The following is a 17,723-nucleotide window of genomic DNA, read 5'->3' on the forward strand; positions in this document are numbered from 1 at the left end:
CCCGCGGAGCGGGTACCAGCGCGCTGCGCGCGCTGCAAGAGATGAAACCCGCTTCGCGGGTTTCATCGGCCGCGTTTCACGCGGCCGGCCCCGGCGTTGCCGGGGCTGACGCGGGCCGCTCCGCGGCCTCGCGTCCCGCTCCGCGGAAGTGATAACAGGCCGTTTCACGGCCTGTGTTGGCTGCCTACGGCAGCCTGGGCGCCGCGGCTTCGCCTTGGCGCCAAGCCCCGCTGACGCGGGGCGGCGGGCTGTCTTGGAAGGGGTTGCTGGGTGATGGTGTGTCAGTGGCACCGAAGCATCTGTGCTTCAAAATGAAGTGCTGCTAGTCTCTGGAAAACTGGATGCTCTACTCGGCCGAGGGTGTCTAACGGGTTGGAATCCTGGATTCACTGGGGAGAACGTCCCGCACTCAGTGCTGTTGGGTTTCGTCGAGTGCGGATCTTCCCAGAATGCAGTTGCGGTGCGGTTCGGACGGTGAATTCTGCCCATGGATGAATTTTATTGTCGGCAGCAATCGATGACCATGAATTCCTGTTTTGTTGGTTTCTGGAACGCTGTTATGGAGGTGTGGAGATGGTGTTCAAGGAGCTTCGTCCGCATCAGCGTGAGGCTGTTGATGCGGTTGTTCGGGCTCTGGATTTTCCTGCAGCGGGGATGCTGCCGGAGCGGGGCCTGCGCACTCAGGTGATCATGGCCACGGGTTCGGGCAAGAGCTTCGTGGCGGTGCGCAGTGCTGAGGAGCTTCGCGCGGGGCGGGTGCTGGTGTTGGTGCCGTCGCTGGATCTGCTGGAGCAGAGCGTGGCCGCGTGGCGTGAGGGGGGCCGTACGGGTCCGGTGGTGGGTGTCTCGTCCTTGCGGGGGGACGAGGTCGGGTTCGTCAACACCACGGACGTGGACGAGCTGGTGGCGTGGATCCGGGGGATGGAGTGGGTGACGGTGTTCGCCACGTATGCCTCTCTGGGGCTGGGCACGCTGGAGCGTGCGCATGCTGCCGGGCTTCCGGGGTGGGACCTGATCGTGGTCGACGAGGCGCACCGTACGTCTGGGCGGATCGGGAAGCCGTGGGCGGTTGTTCATGACAACTTGCGTATTCCGGCGGTGCGGCGGCTGTACATGACGGCCACCCCGCGGTTGTGGCAGTTCGGGGATGAGGGTGCCGGGCAGCCGGGCGGGGTGGTGGCGAGTATGGAAGACGATCCGGGGGGTCCGTTCGGCGGGCGCTGTTACACCCTGACGCTTTCCGAGGCGGTCGACCGGGGGATCTGCGCCCGGTACCAGGTCGTGTGCGTGGATGTGAGGGATGCGGACTTTCAGGCTGCGCTGCTGCTGGGGGAGAACGCTCGCAGTGACACGGTCCGCGGTGCGCGGCTCGCTGCTTTGCAGACGGCGCTGCTGAAGGCGTCGGCTGAGGAGGATCTGCGCAGGACGTTGGTCTTTCATCACCAGTTGAGGGAGGCCGAGAGTTTCGCGGCCGGTCTTCCCGGCGTCGCGGCGCGGCTGCACGCCGGCGATCCGGAGTTGTACCCGAAGACGGTGTGGGCGGATTGGCTGTGCGGCGAGCACGGGCCGGTGCGCCGTCGTCGGGTGCTGGGCGAGTTCGCCGACGGGGTCGCTGGTGACGGCACGGTGGTCGAGAAGGGTTTTCTGTCCTCGGTGAAGGTGCTCGGTGAGGGCGTGGACACGAGGGATTGTGATTCCGTGTATTGGGCGGATGTGCGTGGGTCCATGCCGGATCTGGTTCAGGCTGTGGGCAGGGCGCTGCGTGTGCAGCCCGGGGAGGGGAAGGTTGCCTCGCTGGTTGTGCCGGTGCTGCTGGGTCCCGGTGAGGGTCCGCAGAACATGCTCACTTCCAAGGCCTATGCCGGGTTGGCCCGGCTGTTGGAGGCGTTGCGCGCGCATGATGCCCGGGTCGTTGAGGCTCTGGCCGAGCAGCAGGTTCGAAGCCGTCGTAGGTTCGTGGAAGAGGAGAGCGGCGTCGAGGGTGTCAGTGGTCCTGCCAGGGAGTTGCTGAAGTTTTCCGCTCCTCGTGACCATGCCGCTCTGGCCGCGTTCATCACGCTGCGTGTCCTGGATCCTGAGCACAAGCACTGGAGGCGCGGGGTCGAAGCTGCGGGTCTGTACCGGCGTGTGCATGGTGATCTGCGGGTGTCCTTCACCTTTCGCGTGCCGGTCGGCGAGGAGGGGGAGGCCGGGGGGTGGCCTGCGTCGCTGGCTGACTTTCCGCTGGGGCAGTGGCTTGCCGACGCTCGCCGCGCGTACGGGCAAGGTCGTCTGGATGACGGGCGGATCGCTCAGTTGGAGAAGCTGGGCATGATCTGGTCGCACTTCGACGTCGCCTTCGAGGAGGGGCTCGATGCGGCGCGGGCGTGGGCGGACGGGCACGGTCACCTCCTTGCTCCGGTGGGCGCTGTCGGCCAGGGCGGGTATCCGGTCGGGACCTGGCTGCGGAATCAGCGCGCGGCTGCGAAGCGGGCGGATGAGGCCGTGCGGCGGCGCGGAGAGGGGCTTCCGGTCGGTTCCACGGCGGGGATGCTCTCCTCGGAGCGTCGCGAGGCGCTGGAGGAGATCGACCCGGCCTGGTGCCCTCCTTGGCCGGTGGACTGGCAGCGGTGTTTTCATCTCACGCGTCGTCACCGGGAAGCCGGCGGGAGGCTGCCCACCGAGCCGGGGGTTGTGATCGTGCAGGGTGATGATCTTGGGCGGTGGGTGGCTGCGCAGCGGCGCGGCTGGGACGCGCGCAGTGTGGCGCAGCAGTGGATGCTGCGGCATGTGCTGGGTGTCGAGCCCGCTACCGGGGTGGGGATGGCGGGGGTGCGGCGTAGCAGGGCGCAGATCTGGGCGTCGAATCTCGCGGCTGCGCGGCAGTATCGGGAGCGGGAGGGTCATTTGAATGTTCCCCGCTCGCATGTGGAGTGCGTGGAGGGTGTCGATTTCCGGCTTGGTGCGTTCATCTCCAACCAGCGCTCCCGGGTGGGGCGTCTTGCGCCTGAGCGTGCCGCTCAGCTCACGGAGTTGGGGATGCGCTGGGTGTGAGTGTGTGCCGATCCCGGGGGTTGGGGGTTGGTTTTGTTGGTGTGGTCGGGTTGGTCAGTAGTGGAGTTCTGCGTAGTCGATGTCGGTGAATTCGACGAGGAGGCCGGCGGCCCGGCGGCCTCGGTCCTTGAAGTACTGCTCCTGCAGTCCTTCGGCGATGATGGCGCGTAGTTGTTCCTCGGTGGCGGCTTGGGCCTGGGCGTCGAAGAGGCGTTGGGCGTAGGCGGGTGGCAGGTGCTGGGTGATGAGGCGGATGCGGCCGTCGTCGGTGGAGCCGGGTGCGGCGGTGAATCCGAAGCGGGCGCGGGTCTCGACGGTGATGCCGCCGGTGGTGGCGGCGCGTTTCTGGGCGCGTTGTTTGATGCGTGGCTGCCAGTCGCGGCGTACTTCTTCGGCGAGGCGGGCGGCGAGTGGTGCGCGGGGGCGTTTGAACTGGCCTGTGAGGTAGCGCTCGACGGTGCGCTGGGAGATGCCCAGGCGGTGGGCGACGGTGCGGGTGGAGCCCTTTTCGCTCTTGACGAGGAAGCGCATCCGGGCGCCGGCGCTCTTGGGGAGGGGGCGGGTGGTGGTGTTCTGGGCGGCTTTGGTGAGGCCGTCGCCGATGGTTCCCACGGGCTGCTCCTATTCTCCGCCGTCGGGGGTGTCGTCGTTCTTGATGTGGCGGGCGGGGTTGTGGCCGGCGTCGAGGAGTTCGGCGGCCCACAGGAAGGACTGGGTGCCTTCGTGTTTGACCATTCCGGGGCTGACGCCGAGGCGGAAGCCGCCCGGTACCGGTTTGCCGTCGTGGCCGCGTGGGAGGACGTCCAGCGGGGAGGGGCCGGCGGAAGGGTAGACGACGCAGTCGGAGAGCACCGCGAGGGGGAAGAGGTTTGCGGTGTCGGCGAGGCGGCGCATCTTGCGGTGCATGTTGATGCGGGCGGTGGAGATGACCGCGGCGCGGATGTCCGGCCGCCAGGTGGGGCGTTCCAGGGCCGGCCACCGGTCGCCGGGGCGGTAGCCGGCGCCCTGGGGGCGTTCGCGGAGCTTGCCGATGCCGCCCTTGACGGTGGCTTTGATGGCGGTGAGCAGCGCGGCCTGTCCCGGGTCGAGGCTCTTGTGGTGCTTCATTGCGGTGAGGTATTCGGCTTCGTCCATGCTTGTGGTGACGCCGAGGTGGGCCATGGTCGTCAGGTAGGCGTCCCGCAGCCGCTGGTACCAGGGGTCCAGGTAGGGGCCGCTGTCGGGGCGTAGGTATGCCTCCAGTGGGTGTACGTCATGGCCGAGTTCGAGGGCGTAGGCGAGGGTGGGGGTTGCATACCAGGCTGGTCCTGTGGGGCGGTCGCCGTGCGGGGTGAAGGGGTTGGGCAGCCGCGTGTCGAGGTCGATGTGGGAGAGGTCGGCCAGCCAGCAGCCGGGCAGCTTCTTGTCGAAGGCGGGTGCCTGGCGGTGTTCCGGGGCGCCGAGGCCGACGGTCAGCCGGTTCGCGGCCGCGGCGAACGCGGCGTTGACATCCAGGCCCACCACGAGAGGTGCTGTGCATTCGGCGTCGGTGAGCAGCTGCGGGTCGCGGATCCAGTCGTAGGCTTCCTCATCCAGCAGCTGCCCGTCCGTGCGGTGTTGGGCGAGTGGGTGTTCGGGGGGTGCTTCGGGTGGTGCCGGGTCCACGGCGGTGGTGAGCGATCCGGGCATCGGGGCGGAGGTGAAGGAGCCGGAGGTCTCCTGCCGTACGGCGCGGGTGGGTGGCCGCAGCGCGGTCATCAGTTCCAGGCCGCATACGGCGGTGGAGCCGCGGGGGGTCAGGACGCGGGTGGCGAAGTCGCCCAGGACGCGGGCGAGTTCGGCGGGGGGCAGCTGCGCGGCGGTGCCCCAGGAGCGGGTATCGAGCGCGCCCCAGGGCAGTACGGCGAGTTGCACGCACTGGCGGCGGCCGTCGTGGACGGGGCGGTAGATACGCGGCCACGGGCCGAAGCCACGGCGTGTGAGGTTCCAGCGGGCTGCGGTCAGTTGTTGCACTACCGGGTGGTCCTGTGGCAGACGCAAGCCGCGGCGGTCGGTCAACTCTGGGGGCAGGCCCAGGTGTTCGGCCGCTGCCGCGGTAAGGACGATGAGGGGGTCGGCGTCCTGGCCGGAGCGGTGCAGCCGTGGTGCGCCCAGGTTCGCTTCGGACAGTGTCCATTCGGCCAGTTCCGGGACCGTGGTGGCAGGACAGTCCAGGACGAGGCCGGCGGTGCAGTACGCGGAGCCGTCGCCGTCCAGTACCGCCAGCGGGCCGGCGGTGAACCGTGGATCGTCCTCCGCCGCGGCCGGCACCCGTTTCGCCGGCACCCGTTTCGCCGACGGGGCCTTCCCCGGCGCAGACCCCCCCGAGCAGCCCTCGCCCCGCGGCGTGACTCCCCTCTCCCCCACAACCCGCCGCGGCGAAGACCCCGCTCCCCACCCAGGAACCGGGGCCGGGGCCGACTCACGTTCGGGGGGCGGCTCCGGTGCCGGGGCCGGGGCCGGGGCCGACTCACGTTCGGGGGGCGGCTCCGGTGCCGGGGCCGGGGCCGGGGCCGACTCACGCTCCGGCTCATGCCCCGGTTCATGCCCATGCTCCGGTGCCGGGGCCGGCTCACGTTCGGGGGGCGGCACACCGGCACCAGCACTGTCCGCGCTCCCCCGCCCCGGGACAGAGTCCGCCTCCCGCCCTGCCCCTGCTGCCCGCACACCATCCGGCCGCTCCCGGCCCCCGCCCTCCGGCGGATACAGCTCAGCAAGCCTGCCCAACAACCGCGCATACGCCTCACGCTGCCGCCCCCGGGGCACACTCCTGCCCGCCTCCCACGACACCACCGTCGCCCGGCGCACCCCCAAAGCCCCCGCAACCTCCTCCTGCGTCAGCCCGTGAGCCCTCCGCAAACGCGCACGTTCCCCCGGCGCGGGCAACGCACTGCTCCCCGCAACCAACCCGTCAACCGCATCGAACAACCCCAACACCAACACCCCCAACGAACAGCGACAGCGAACAGCGACAGCGAACAGCGACAGCGAACAGCGACAGCGAACAGCGAGCGCGAACAGCGAGCGCACTTCACGCGTACATATAGCGCACCGAGCACCCCGCTCGCCCACGGTAATGCCGCGGGGATCCCCTGACGCCCGGGGCGAGCGCAGCCCTCCACAAGTCCCCGCCCCCGCACGGGGCCCGGGGGCTCTGCGAAGACCCGGGCCCGCCACAGCAGTTCACGTACCCGCCACGTCCCACGCGACGGTATCCCCACCCCCTGCCGTCAACCGCACGCAGCCGGCCCAGGCGGCGGCGTCCCGCGCGCCCCTGCGTGGGTGGCGGGTAAGGCGGGGGATCGGAGCGCAGCTGGGGAGAGCGGCCCAGCCGACGCCGGGGAGCGGGGGCGCGGGGTGGCGGTCTCGGGAAATGTTGAGTGGGACAATCCCCGGCCCAGTCCCCGTCGGGCGACGTCACAGATCCACAGCGCACCCACCGGCCGCCGCTCCCGCCTGCACACCGGCCGGCAGATACCGGAACACCTGCACTCGGACGGCGACGTGCCGTGGAACAGCATGGCCGGTGCCGCACCATAGGGCGGGGAACTGCCCACCGCAGTGCTCACACACGCCCGCCCCCTCCCGGAGGAAGCCACAACCTGGCACACCACACCGCACACGCGATCGCCGCACACCACAACGTCCCTGGCGGAACCGCCGCAGCACCCCCCACTCCCCGAGCACGGCAGACAACACAGCAGGCAACACGGCAGGCACCATGGCAGAAAACCCGCCAACAAAACCCAGCAGGAAACCACCCACCCACCACGCAGGTGGCACGACAGCCAACCCCAGCCCACGACAGGGAGCACGGCACCGCCGGAGAGGAGCTGGTCAGGATGCGGGTCACGGTCGTGGGCAGCGGTGACGCCTTCGGTACCGGGGGACGCTTCCAGACGTGCATCGTGCTCGGAGCGGACGACCCGGCCGCCGCCTCACACACCCTCCTCGACTGCGGCGCCACCAGCGCGGTCGCTCTCCAGCAGCAGGGGTTCGACCTGAACTCCATCGAGACGGTGCTGGTCACCCACCTCCACGCAGACCACTTCGGGGGCATTCCCTTCCTGGTGCTCGACGGTCAGTTCCGGCGCCGCACCAGGGACTTGACGGTGGTCGGGCCGCCGGGGACCGAGCGCCGCCTGGCCGAGGCCATGGAGGTGTGCTTCCCGGGGTCGACGTCGGTCCGGCGCCGCTTCTCGCTGCGTGTGCTCGAACACGCCGAGCGGACGCCGCTGGTGACCGACCCGTTCCCGGTGCGTCACTCCGCGGGTGCGCCCGCGTACGCGATCCGCGTCGAGGACGCCGCCACCCCGGCCCGTATCGCCTACTCCGGTGACACGGAATGGACCGACGCGCTCGTCGAAGTGGCGGAAGGCACCGGCCTGTTCCTGTGCGAAGGGTACGCTCCAGGCCCCGTGCGCTGGCATCTGGACCTGGCCACCCTGCAAGAGCAGCGTGGCCGGCTGGCCACACAGCGTCTCGTCCTGACGCATCTGTCACCGGCGGCGCTCGAGGCCGACCTGAACGGCTGGGACGTCGCCCACGACGGCCTGACCATGACGGTCTGACACCCCCGGGATGCACTCCCCGTGCTCCGGCAGCACACCTGTGCGCTGCCGGAGCACAGCAACGCGAAACCGAACGGGCCTGCGCGGAAGGGATGTTCAGCGCACCGCCGTGAAAACATCCAGGTTGCGCAGCTCGCTCCGCGTCACCTCGGAGAAGAGGCCGGTCAGCCCCCGCTCGATGCGCCGAAGCTTCTCCTGCGGCAGACGCAGACTGCGGGCGATACGCCCCGGCGCGGAGCCCCCGTGCCAGGCGATCACCACCCGCCCCCCGGGACGCAGCACCCGGTGCAACTCCCCCAGCCCGGCCTCCAGATCCGGCCAGACAGCGACGTTGTTGACGCAGACCAAGCGGTCGGCACTGCCGCCCTCAAGCCCGGTCTCCTCCGCCGTGCCCAGGCCCAGGCAGACGCGGCCGGCGCGTACCGCCGCACGGTTGGCGCGGATCGCGGCCGCACGCATCTCAGGTGAGGGATCCACCCCGCGGACCGTGGCGGCGCGGGTGCGGGCCGCGAGCAGCCCAACGAGGGCTCCAGGGCCGTAGCCCACCTCCACCACCTCATCACCGGGCCGCACATCAAGCAGCCCGACCACCTCGTTCTGCCGGTTGGTCCACCGCATGAACCACCCCGCCAGGCGCCCAGCGGCACCGGAAGGATGCGCGAAAGACGAAGTGACCGGCCCGTCCACGGCCCACGAGCGCAGATTCGTATCCATGACGCAACACTGGCACTCCAAACCGGCTTGACGTCACATGCCGCCCTGAACCCGGCCGGGACCGGTGAAGCGGCACACCGGCTGGGCACCACCACCCCAGCACCCGGCGCCAGCGAAGACACCGGTTCCCGTGGGCATCTCCTCCAAGACCTCACCGCCCTCTACGACACGGATGACACGATGGCGCAGCGCATCCGCCACCCACACCGCGGCAAGGAATCGCACCAGGTGCACGAACAGACGGCGCTGAGCGAGGAGTTCTGGCGGCTCCTGGAGCGGGAGGGCGTCGAACGGGCGTGGCCCCGGGGTGCGTCGCGACTGAGGCGAAGAGGCGTACCTGCGTGCATGGTTCGTGTGCGATGCGGCGGCTCAAGTATCCTCGCCCGTCCCGGGTGAAGTGCACGTACGGCCCCGGCGACACTTTCTTCGTTGGCTCTGAGCATCCCAGGGACGGTTCGGTACCGGCCCCGGTGACGGGCATCGAGAGTTTGGATGGTGTCCTCGTAGCGGGGTGCGTGCGCGCATGATCGTGATCAGTGCGAGTTCACCCGGGAGAGAATCACCAAGGAGAGGAGTCGACATGTCGTCGAAGCGTCGTCGCAAGAAGAAGGCACGCCGCAAGAACGCGGCCAACCACGGCAGCAAGCCCCAGACTTGAGGGCAAGTCTCAGGCGTTGCAGGCCGGTTCACGGCTGAGGAAGACGCTCAAGAAGACGCTGAACGGCCGCCCACCGCACGGACACACGCGGCGGGCGGCCGTTTCGTGCGTGGTGCGTTTGTCAGCGGGGCAACAGTCACCGCTCCCTTCTTTACAACGTTGTATCGGGCGCAGTACACATGCTGTGCCGCCGACAACGCCAGGGGAGGCAACGTGACCGTGCGGAGAGCCGTGTCCAACGTCCGTCAGACACTCGCAGGCCTCGCCCTGCTCGTCCCTGTCGCCGTCGCGCCGGCGGCATACGGCTCCCCCGCATCCGCCGATGCGCGGCCGTCCGAGGCGGCGGCTGCCCGGGGGCAGACTTACGTCAACCCGGTGTCGCGGGGCTTCGCCGACACCTTCGCCGACCCCGCCGTCGTACGCGGTGAGGACGGCTACTGGTATGCGTTCGGAACCACCGACCCCCTGCGCAGCGGCGAGGACGAACCGCACATCCTGCCGGTGGCGCGCTCACGCGACCTCGTGGACTGGACGTACGTCACGGACGCCCTCGGCAAGCACAACGAACCGGACTGGGCGGCGAAGGACGCGGCCTATTGGGCGCCGGACGTCAGCTACCACGACGGCCGCTACTGGCTCTACTTCGTCGTCACGCAGACCACGCTCACCGGCGAGCAGGACGACAGCGCCATCGGCGTGGCCACCGCGCCGAGTCCGGCAGGCCCCTGGAAGACGCACGACGAACCGGTGGTCCCGCCACGGGACGGCGGCGGAGGAGAGAGCGACTTTCTGTGGACGTTCGATCCCGCGCACGTCGTCGACACCGACGGGCGCCGCTACCTGTACTACGGCTCGTACAACGGCGGCATCGAAGTGACGGAACTGTCCGGCGACGGTACCCGGCGGACCGGCCGCCCCACGAGGGTCGCGACGGACAACCGCTTCGAAGGCGCGTACGTCATCCGGCGCGACGGCTGGTGGTATCTGTTCGCTTCCTCCGGCGACTGCTGCGCGGGGCCGACGACCGGCTACTCCGTCTTCGTCGGCCGGTCCCGCTCGGTGCGCGGACCCTTCACCGACCGCGAGGGCGTTCCGCTCACGGCCTCCCGCACCGGCGGGACGATCACCCTCACGCCGAACGGCAACCGCTGGGTGGGCACCGGCCACAACGCCGTCGTGAGGGACGTGACCGGGCAGGACTGGATCGTCTACCACGCGATCGACCGCTCCGATCCGTACCTTGACGAGCCCTTCGGTATCAACCGGCGCCCGATGCTGATCGACCGCCTCGACTGGAGCGGCGGCTGGCCCGCCGTACGGAGCGGCAAGGGCGCCTCCGCGGGAAGGCAGCCGGCGCCGGTGACGTCGCCGCAACCTGGCCCCCCGGATCCGGGCGCTCACGGCGGGAGCGGTGGGCCGGCACCCGGCGGGTCGCGCACCTCGCCCGGACGTCCGGACCCCTCCCGCAGCGACGAGTTCGATCGCGGACGGCCCCGCCCCGGTTGGCAGTGGGTACGAAAGCCCGCAGGCCGCGTCGAGGACGGCCGGTACGTGTGGCCCACGCAGGACGCCGAGCTGCACAAGGACGAGAACACCGCGTCGGTGCTGCTGCGGGAGGTCCCCCGGGGCGACTTCACCGTGGAGACGAAGCTCAGCATCGACCTGGGTGTGCAGACCGAGCGGAACTATCAGCAGGCCGGGCTCGTCGCGTACGCCGGTGACGACAGGTATCTGCGTCTGGCGCACACCGCGATCTGGAACACCCGGCAGACCGAGTACGGCAAGGAACAGCCATACGCCGGTGACATCGCCTACGGCTCGACCTCCGTGGGCCCGCCCGCGCGTACGACCTGGCTGCGGCTGCACCACACCACCGCCCGGGACGGCGGTGAGCACCGTGTCCGGGCCTTCACCAGCCGCGACGGCAAGAACTGGATCGCGGGCGGCACATGGACGGTGCCGGGTGAGAAGCGGCTGCGGTTCGGACTGGTCTCCCTGGGCGGCGCGGGGGCGACGGCGGAGTTCGACTACTTCCGCCTCTACCGGCGCTGAGCACGGCGGGCGTACGGCACGAGCGTGGCCGGGTGGCGGCGACCGTTCCGTACGGGCGTGCATGACCCGGCGACGGGGCGGCTACTCCGGAGGGCAGTGACCGCGAGCCGGAAGGGGAAGCGCTGATGATCTCGGAGACGGTCTCGGTGGCGGTGCCGGGCAGTGTGGAACTCCCCGGTGACCTCGATGTGCCCGCGTCCCCGCGCGGCGTGGTGCTCTTCGTGCACGGGAGCGGCAGCTCCCGGCACAGCCCGCGCAACCGAGCGGTCGCCGGGGAGCTGCGCCGGTACGGGTGGGGAACGCTGCTGATCGACCTGCTCAGCGAGGAGGAGGAGCGGGCCGACGCGGCTACCGGGGAGCACCGCTTCGACATCGCTCTGCTGAGCGAGCGGACGGTGACGGCGGTGGACTGGCTCGGCAAGCACCCCGTGACCGAAGCGCTGCCCGTGCATCTCTTCGGTGCGAGCACGGGCGCTGCGGCAGCGCTGGTGGCTGCGGCCGCGCGGTCCGGTCCGGTCGTGTCCGTGGTCTCCCGCGGGGGGCGGCCCGACCTGGCGGGTGACGCGCTGACGCGGGTCGATGTGCCGGTACTGCTGCTGGTCGGCGGGCGGGATCCGCAGGTGCTGGAGCTGAACCGGGCAGCGGCGGAGCTGCTGCACGTGGCGCACCGCGTTCAGGTCGTACCGGGGGCGACGCATCTCTTCGAGGAACCGGGCGCGCTGGAACAGGTCGCAGCCGCGGCGCGTGAGTGGTTCCAGGATGCGCCGGAGACGCAGCCGGGAGGCGACAGCATACGGTGACGCCGGGTGACGGATCAGCGGTGACGGATAGCAGATGACAGATATCGAAGATTGACAGCTGACAGTAGACGCCCAACCCTGATGCGAGGCCAAGAGGCCAAGAGGCCGAAGGCCCGAGGCCCCCGCCCCTCACCGTTCAGCGATTTCCCCGTCCCGTGTCTCCGTCCTCTGCCTCCGTGCTGCGGCGCTCACGCAGCGAGCGGACCTTGTGCCGGTTGCCGCAGCGCTCCATGGCGCACCACCGGCGCCGTCCCGGACGTGAGGTGTCGACGAAGACCAGCGCGCAGTCCGGTGCCCCGCACTCGCGTACGCGCGCCGCGAGGGGACCCGTGAACAGTTCGACGGCGTCGCGGGCGACGGTTGAGAGCACCTGGAAGGCGTCCGCGGGAAGGTACCGGCTGTGCGCTCCGCCGGCTGCCATCTGCGGGACGAGGGGCGGCAGTTGCGCCGCCTGGTTCACCTCGTCGACGTCCCGGGGGCGCGGCGGCCGGCCGGCCGCGACGGCACCGGCGAGACGGGACAGCGCATCGCGCAGCCACCGGGCCGCCCGGAACTCGCCGGCACTGATGTGCAGGTCGCCGGGCGCGAGGCGCAGTCTGGAGGCGGCGCACCACCGGGCCAGATCGTCCGGGGAGTGCAGGGAGTCGTAGCCGGAGAGGACGCCCGGACCGCCGGTGGTGAGGAACTCCAGGCACAAGGCTCCCGCGTCGAAGACGAAACTCGTGCCCTCCGGTGAACGGAGCACCACCCCGCTTGCCGCCGACGTCATGTAACCATTATAAGTGGTTTCAGAGACGGGGCCCGCCTCTCGTCCGCGTCCCGTCCCCGCCGGATCTGGAGGATCGGATGGCTCTTGAGTGGAAGCTCGTCATCGACTGCGCCGACCCGCTGCAGCTCGCCCGGTTCTGGGCGACGGCCCTGGGCTACGAGGTCGAGGACAACAGCGTGCTCATCGAGCGCCTGGTCGGCTCCGGCGCCGTGGACGAGAGCGACTACACGGTGGTCGACGGGCACAAGGCATGGCGGGAGCTTGCAGCCGTGCGCCATCCCGACGACCCCGTCGACGAGTCCAGCGGTACGGGTCTGGGCAGACGGCTGCTCTTCCAGGCGGTGCCCGAGGCCAAGCAGGTCAAGAACCGTCTCCACATGGACCTGCACGTCGGCCCCGAGCAGGTCGACGCGGAGGTGCGGCGGCTGACGGAACTGGGTGCGACGGTGCTTCAGCGGGTCGAGGCACGCGGCAGCAGCCACGTCACGATGACGGACCCGGAGGGCAACGAGTTCGACGTGCAGTAGTCCGGCGCGCATGGTCCGAGGACGGCTGCGGGCGTGCGGCAACGGGAGTGGAGCAGCAGGGCCGCCGGTGTCCTGAGGCGGCCCGCGGCGCCGAGTACGATGCCGTGGTCACGCTCCGAAGTCGAAGAGAGCTGAGGGCAGTTGCCGCGCAGGGTCACCATCTACGACGTCGCCTCCGAGGCGGGGGTGAGCATCTCCACGGTGTCGCTGGCTCTCAACACCCCGGCCCGTGTCAGTGACGGCACGCGGCAGCGCGTCCTGCGGGCCGCCGACTCGCTCGGCTACACACCCAAGTCGGAGGCCGTCGCCAAGGCACGCAAGGGGGTCGGACGGATCGGGGTGCTCGCCCCGTACACGTCGTATCCCTCGGTGGCCCGGCGTCTGGGCGGCGTTCTGCGGGCGGTGGGCGACAGGCCGCTGGAAGTCGTCGTCTTCGATCACCCGTCGGCGGCCACGTCTTCCTCTCCCCTGCTCGACAGCCTGCCGCTGACGGGCCGGCTCGACGGACTGATCGTCATGAGCCTCCCGCTGGAGGAGAGCACCGCCCGACGTCTCGCCGGTCTGGGTCTGCCGTCCGTGCTGGTGGACGTGAGCCGTGCCGGCTTCGACTCCGTGCACGCGGACGACGCCGAAGGCGGCCGCATCGTGGCGGAACATCTGCTGGAGCGGGGCCACCGCAGCTTCGGCTTCCTCGGCGAGGCGCAGGAGTCCGACGCGTACGTGTCTCCGGGACAACGGCGGCTGTCGGGGTTCCGTGCGGCTCTCGACGAGGCCGGTCACCGGCTGCCCGCGGAGAACGTCCACTTCACCGGGCACGGAGTGGACCAGGCGGCCGGCGCGGCGCAGCGCCTGCTGTCCGGGCCGCGGCGGCCAGACGCGCTGTTCGCCGGCGACGACACGCTCGCCGCCGGCGCGCTGCGCGCGGCGCAGGCCATGGACCTCGACGTACCCGGAGAGCTGGCAGTGGCGGGCTTCGACGACAGCGAGCTGGCGCAGGCCATGGATCTGACGACGGTGCGGCAGCCGCTGGAGGAGTCGGGCCGCGCGGCGACGGAGTTGCTGCTGCAGCGCATGACCGGCGAGCCCGCTGCCGTACGGGAGATCAAGCTGAGGCTGGAGCTCGTGCGGCGCGGCTCCACCTGACGCCGCTGTTCGCAGAACGAAGGCGGATCTCTGCCGAGGACGGATCTCGGTCCGGAACGGCTGTCGAAGTGCTTCGACGAATGCTGTTGACAGGTGGCGGGCGGTGACGGGAATCTGCCTGCGTGCAGGCACGGCGAGGCCGAGTCGGAGAGGTGGCAGTGATGGGCGGCGCCTATGTGGTGACAGGCGGAGGCCGCGGCATCGGACGGGCGGTCGTGGAGCGGCTGCTCGCCGACGGCCACACCGTCGTCGCGATCGACGTGGACCCGGACTCCCTGGACTGGCTGGCGGATCATCCGTCCGCCTCACGCGCCAGGACGGTGACGGGCAGCGCCGCGGACGAAGCCGTGACCGAGCATGCAGCGGACCTCGCGCAGGCGGCGGGCACCCTCGACGGCTGGGTCAACAACGCTGCCGTCTTCCGCGACGCCTCGCTCGGCACGTCCCCGACACGTACGGTTCTGGAGCTGATATCGGCCGTCATGGACCCGGCTGTCACCGGGTGCGCGACTGCCGTACGGCGCTTCCTCGCCGCCGGCACACACGGGTCCGTCGTCAACCTCACCTCGCATCAGGCCCGCCGCCCCGTCCCCGGCTGCACGCCGTACGCGACCGCGAAGGCAGCCATCGAAGGGCTCACCCGCGCGCTGGCCGTCGAGTACGGGCCGCGCGGCATCCGCGTCAACGCCGTGGCGCCCGGTTCCGTGGGCACGGAACGCTACGCGTCGCTTCTCGCCGCGCAGAAGCCGGGCGTCGCGGCACGCGTCGAGGCGGACATGGCCGCGCTGCATCCGCTCGGGAGGACCGGCCTGCCGGAGGAGGTCGCGGCGGCCGTCGCCCATCTGCTCTCCCCCGAGGCGGCCTACATCACGGGAGTCACGCTGCCCGTGGACGGCGGACGTACGGTCCTGGGGCGGGACCCGGATCTCCTGCAGAGCACCGGAGGCTGACGCGCGGGGCCCGGCCGGCTCAGCCGGTTCTCCGGGGCCGGCGGGTCCCGTCGGCGCTGACGGGACGCGGCTGCGCCCGGCGCGGAATCACCTGGTGAAGCGGAGCACGTAACGGCGCTGCCAGGGCGTCTCCACTGCGCGGGGATCATAGTGACGCCGTACGAAGTCGACCGCGTCCGCGGCCGGGACGCCGTCGAGCACCGTCAGGCAGGCAAGCGCAGTGCCGGTACGTCCGCGGCCTCCGCCGCACGCCACCTCGACGCGCTCGGCCTCCGCCCGCGACCATGCCTCGCTCAGCAGGGCCAGCGCCTGCGGTCTGCTCGTGGGCAGCCGGAAGTCCGGCCAGCGCAACCACCGGGAATCCCAGGGCACTTGAGGCGGTTCCTTGCCGAGCAGGAAGACGGAGAAGGCCGGTTCGGGGCCCGGCGGCAGCTCCCGGCGGAGACCGCGTCCCCGGATCAGACGTCCCGACGGAAGACGCAGCACGCCGGCGCCTTCCGGATTCCAGGTATCGCTCACGCGTTGAGGCTATCCCGTACGTCATGTCTTGACCGCGCCGGCGGTGAGGGCGCCGACGATGTGGCGCTGGAGGAAGGCGAAGACCACGATTACCGGGGCGACGGCGAGCATGCATCCCGCCGCGAGGTACTGGGTGGTGATCTCCCCGCTGGTCGACTGCAGGTTGACCACTCCCACCGATACCGGCGCCAGGTCGGGCGAGTCGACGAGGATGAAGGGCAGGACGAACTGCGACCAGGTGGTGACGCCTGCGACGATCCCGGCCGAGACGAGGCCGGGCTTGGCCGCGGGCAGCACCAGGAGGACGAGCGCCCGCAGCCGCGAACAGCCGTCCACGCGTCCCGCCTCGTCGAGTTCCGTGGGGACCGTGTCCAGGTAGTTCTTGAGGAACCAGGTCAGGAACGGCGCCGTGACGGCGATGTAGACCAGTACGAGACCCACGTAGTCGTTGATGAGGCCGAGCGCGACGAATACCCGGTAGACGGGTACGGCGATGATCAGCGGGGACAGAAGCTGCGCGGCGAGCACCGCACGCGTGAAGGCGCGGGGGCCGCGAGTGCGGCCGCGGAAGCGGGAGAGGGCGTACGCCGCGGGGACGCTCAGCAGCAGCGCGCCGGTGACCCCGGCGGCCACCAGGATCAGCGAGTTGACCAGGTAGCGGCCGATGGGTGTGGTCTCCAGGACGTGGGCGTAGTTCGCCCACTGCGGGTCGTCGGGCAGCAGTGAGGGCGGTGAACGCAGCACCTCCGGGCCGGTCTTCAGAGACAGCGACGCCACCCACACCAGGGGGAAGGCGAAGACGGCGGCCAGCACGAGCATGGCTGCGTAGTAGGCGGCGTCCGTGCGGCGGCGCCCGCCGGGACGACGGCCGGGAACCCCGCCGGCAACCCGGCCCGCCCGCCCCGGAGTTCGGACGTGGCCCGTTCGACTGCCTCCGGACGCCGGAGGGTTGTGGTGGTCGCTCAGGCTCATATCTCCTTCTCCTGACGCTCGGTCAGCCGCACGTACAGGCCGATGACGAGGACGTTGACGGCCATGAGGACGACGGCCATCGCCGCTCCCCTGCCCAGGTTCAGCTGACGGAAGATCTGGTCGTAGACATCGAGGGCGAGGACCTGTGTGGCCGTGCCGGGGCCGCCTCCGGTGAGTGAGAGCACCATGTCGAAGCTGTTGAAGGTCTCCACCGTCGCCAGGACGAGGTTCATGGTGAGGATGGGCAGCATCATCGGAAGCGTGACGCGGAAGAGCGTCTGCGCGGGCGAGGCACCGTCGATGCGGGCCGCCTCGTACACCTGGACCGGGACGGTCTTGATCCCGGCATAGCAGAGGATCATCGAAAGGGCCGTGCCGCGCCAGATGTTGGCGACGATGACGGAGACGAGGGCGTTGTCGGGGTCGGAGAGGAACGGGGTGTTCCCGGAGAATCCCAGCAGGGACAGCCCGTGGTTCAGGACTCCCGACGCGGTCTCCTGATAGAGCAGGCTCCAGATGACGCCGATGATCACACCCGGGATCGCCCATGCCGTCAGCACCACGGCCCGCGTAGCCACGACGCCGCGCAGTCCGCGGCGTTCCGCGCCGTGGACGAGCAGTGCGACGGCGAATCCGAGAAGCAGCTGGAAGACGACGCTCAGCAGTACGAACAGGAACGTCACCTGCAGTGTGTGACGGAAGTCAGTGCCGGTGACGAGCGAGGTGTACGTCTCCGCTGTGACGCTGTAGGGCTCTCCCGTCACGAGGCTGGCGTCGGTGAAGCTCAGCCGCACGATCTCGGTCACCGGATAGACGAGCACGACCAGCAGCACGGTGCCCAGCGGCAGCAGCCACGGCCAGGGCGAGCCCGCCACGGATCCGAAGCGCCCGGACGAACGCCGCCGCCGGCCCCGGGGGGTCCGCGGCCGGGACCCGGGGTTCACGGGGTTCACGGGGTTCACGGTGGTGGCCATCGCTTCTTCCTCCTCCCTTGTCC

At 70.4% G+C, this 17,723-nt stretch carries 15 protein-coding genes; 8 read left to right on the forward strand and 7 right to left on the reverse strand.

What is annotated here, in order from left to right; all coding sequences use genetic code 11:
* The first annotated feature begins 573 nt into the window (after positions 1-573).
* On the forward strand, positions 574-3,033 hold the full coding sequence (locus tag ACSMXX_RS00005) for a helicase associated domain-containing protein (protein WP_473181932.1): 2,460 nt from the start codon (positions 574-576) through the stop codon (positions 3,031-3,033).
* 54 nt (positions 3,034-3,087) lie between these two features.
* On the opposite strand, the gene tpg is transcribed toward ACSMXX_RS00005, so the two are convergent.
* Together tpg and tap are read right to left on the reverse strand one after the other, a co-directional pair.
* A complete protein-coding gene (gene tpg / locus ACSMXX_RS00010) occupies positions 3,088-3,645 on the reverse strand; it encodes a telomere-protecting terminal protein Tpg (protein WP_473181929.1) in 558 nt (185 codons plus the stop codon).
* Between the two features lie 9 nt (positions 3,646-3,654).
* The gene (gene tap / locus ACSMXX_RS00015) at positions 3,655-5,994 is read right to left on the reverse strand and encodes a telomere-associated protein Tap (RefSeq protein WP_473185045.1); all 2,340 of its coding nucleotides are present in this window, start codon (positions 5,992-5,994) and stop codon (positions 3,655-3,657) included.
* Positions 5,995-6,827: 833 nt separating this feature from the next.
* Here tap and ACSMXX_RS00020 point away from each other — a divergent pair.
* Positions 6,828-7,622 (forward strand): MBL fold metallo-hydrolase, encoded by a 795-nt coding sequence (locus ACSMXX_RS00020; RefSeq protein ID WP_473181928.1) that lies wholly within the window; start codon positions 6,828-6,830, stop codon positions 7,620-7,622.
* A gap of 96 nt (positions 7,623-7,718) precedes the next feature.
* Here ACSMXX_RS00020 and ACSMXX_RS00025 read toward each other — a convergent pair whose 3' ends face one another.
* Positions 7,719-8,336: a class I SAM-dependent methyltransferase gene (locus ACSMXX_RS00025; RefSeq protein ID WP_473181927.1), complete on the reverse strand. Its 618-nt coding sequence runs from the start codon at positions 8,334-8,336 to the stop codon at positions 7,719-7,721.
* A gap of 580 nt (positions 8,337-8,916) precedes the next feature.
* On the opposite strand from ACSMXX_RS00025, the gene ACSMXX_RS00030 reads away from it, so the two are divergent.
* The 3 genes from ACSMXX_RS00030 (at position 8,917) to ACSMXX_RS00040 (ending at position 11,846) form a co-directional block, all read left to right on the forward strand.
* The gene (locus ACSMXX_RS00030) at positions 8,917-8,994 is read left to right on the forward strand and encodes a hypothetical protein (RefSeq protein WP_473185046.1); all 78 of its coding nucleotides are present in this window, start codon (positions 8,917-8,919) and stop codon (positions 8,992-8,994) included.
* Positions 8,995-9,207: 213 nt separating this feature from the next.
* A complete protein-coding gene (locus ACSMXX_RS00035) occupies positions 9,208-11,046 on the forward strand; it encodes a glycoside hydrolase family 43 protein (RefSeq protein ID WP_473181933.1) in 1,839 nt (612 codons plus the stop codon).
* Between the two features lie 125 nt (positions 11,047-11,171).
* A complete protein-coding gene (locus ACSMXX_RS00040; protein WP_473181934.1) occupies positions 11,172-11,846 on the forward strand; it encodes a dienelactone hydrolase family protein in 675 nt (224 codons plus the stop codon).
* Between the two features lie 136 nt (positions 11,847-11,982).
* Here the strand turns inward: ACSMXX_RS00040 and ACSMXX_RS00045 are convergent, their stop codons facing one another.
* Positions 11,983-12,615: a CGNR zinc finger domain-containing protein gene (locus tag ACSMXX_RS00045; RefSeq protein ID WP_473181935.1), complete on the reverse strand. Its 633-nt coding sequence runs from the start codon at positions 12,613-12,615 to the stop codon at positions 11,983-11,985.
* A 77-nt stretch (positions 12,616-12,692) separates the two neighbouring features.
* Between ACSMXX_RS00045 and ACSMXX_RS00050 the strand changes: the two genes are divergently transcribed.
* The 3 genes from ACSMXX_RS00050 (at position 12,693) to ACSMXX_RS00060 (ending at position 15,235) form a co-directional block, all read left to right on the forward strand.
* Positions 12,693-13,142 (forward strand): VOC family protein, encoded by a 450-nt coding sequence (locus ACSMXX_RS00050; protein WP_473181936.1) that lies wholly within the window; start codon positions 12,693-12,695, stop codon positions 13,140-13,142.
* A 141-nt stretch (positions 13,143-13,283) separates the two neighbouring features.
* On the forward strand, positions 13,284-14,285 hold the full coding sequence (locus tag ACSMXX_RS00055; RefSeq protein ID WP_473181937.1) for a LacI family DNA-binding transcriptional regulator: 1,002 nt from the start codon (positions 13,284-13,286) through the stop codon (positions 14,283-14,285).
* Between the two features lie 161 nt (positions 14,286-14,446).
* Complete coding sequence (locus ACSMXX_RS00060; RefSeq protein ID WP_473181938.1) at positions 14,447-15,235, forward strand: SDR family NAD(P)-dependent oxidoreductase; 789 nt, start codon at positions 14,447-14,449, stop codon at positions 15,233-15,235.
* Positions 15,236-15,322: 87 nt separating this feature from the next.
* Here the strand turns inward: ACSMXX_RS00060 and ACSMXX_RS00065 are convergent, their stop codons facing one another.
* From ACSMXX_RS00065 to ACSMXX_RS00075, 3 genes are read right to left on the reverse strand one after another with little or no spacing between them, the layout of a single operon-like run.
* Positions 15,323-15,754, reverse strand: coding sequence for a protein-tyrosine phosphatase family protein (locus ACSMXX_RS00065; RefSeq protein ID WP_473181939.1), 432 nt, complete (start codon positions 15,752-15,754; stop codon positions 15,323-15,325).
* 21 nt (positions 15,755-15,775) lie between these two features.
* Positions 15,776-16,726 (reverse strand): carbohydrate ABC transporter permease, encoded by a 951-nt coding sequence (locus ACSMXX_RS00070; protein ID WP_473181940.1) that lies wholly within the window; start codon positions 16,724-16,726, stop codon positions 15,776-15,778.
* On the reverse strand, positions 16,723-17,700 hold the full coding sequence (locus tag ACSMXX_RS00075) for a carbohydrate ABC transporter permease (protein WP_473181941.1): 978 nt from the start codon (positions 17,698-17,700) through the stop codon (positions 16,723-16,725). Before ACSMXX_RS00075 ends, ACSMXX_RS00070 begins: the two co-directional genes overlap by 4 nt.
* Positions 17,701-17,723 lie beyond the last annotated feature (23 nt).

The organism is Streptomyces sp. DSM 116795, assembly GCF_055792905.1.

Coding starts and splice junctions, on each gene's coding strand:
- ACSMXX_RS00005 (WP_473181932.1), top strand. CDS start 574: ATGGTGTTCAAGGAGCTTCGTCCGCATCAGCGTGAGGCTGTTGATGCG.
- ACSMXX_RS00045 (WP_473181935.1), bottom strand. CDS start 12,615: ATGACGTCGGCGGCAAGCGGGGTGGTGCTCCGTTCACCGGAGGGCACG.
- ACSMXX_RS00070 (WP_473181940.1), bottom strand. CDS start 16,726: ATGAGCCTGAGCGACCACCACAACCCTCCGGCGTCCGGAGGCAGTCGA.
- ACSMXX_RS00060 (WP_473181938.1), top strand. CDS start 14,447: ATGGGCGGCGCCTATGTGGTGACAGGCGGAGGCCGCGGCATCGGACGG.
- ACSMXX_RS00025 (WP_473181927.1), bottom strand. CDS start 8,336: ATGGATACGAATCTGCGCTCGTGGGCCGTGGACGGGCCGGTCACTTCG.
- ACSMXX_RS00030 (WP_473185046.1), top strand. CDS start 8,917: ATGTCGTCGAAGCGTCGTCGCAAGAAGAAGGCACGCCGCAAGAACGCG.
- ACSMXX_RS00050 (WP_473181936.1), top strand. CDS start 12,693: ATGGCTCTTGAGTGGAAGCTCGTCATCGACTGCGCCGACCCGCTGCAG.
- ACSMXX_RS00075 (WP_473181941.1), bottom strand. CDS start 17,700: ATGGCCACCACCGTGAACCCCGTGAACCCCGTGAACCCCGGGTCCCGG.
- ACSMXX_RS00040 (WP_473181934.1), top strand. CDS start 11,172: ATGATCTCGGAGACGGTCTCGGTGGCGGTGCCGGGCAGTGTGGAACTC.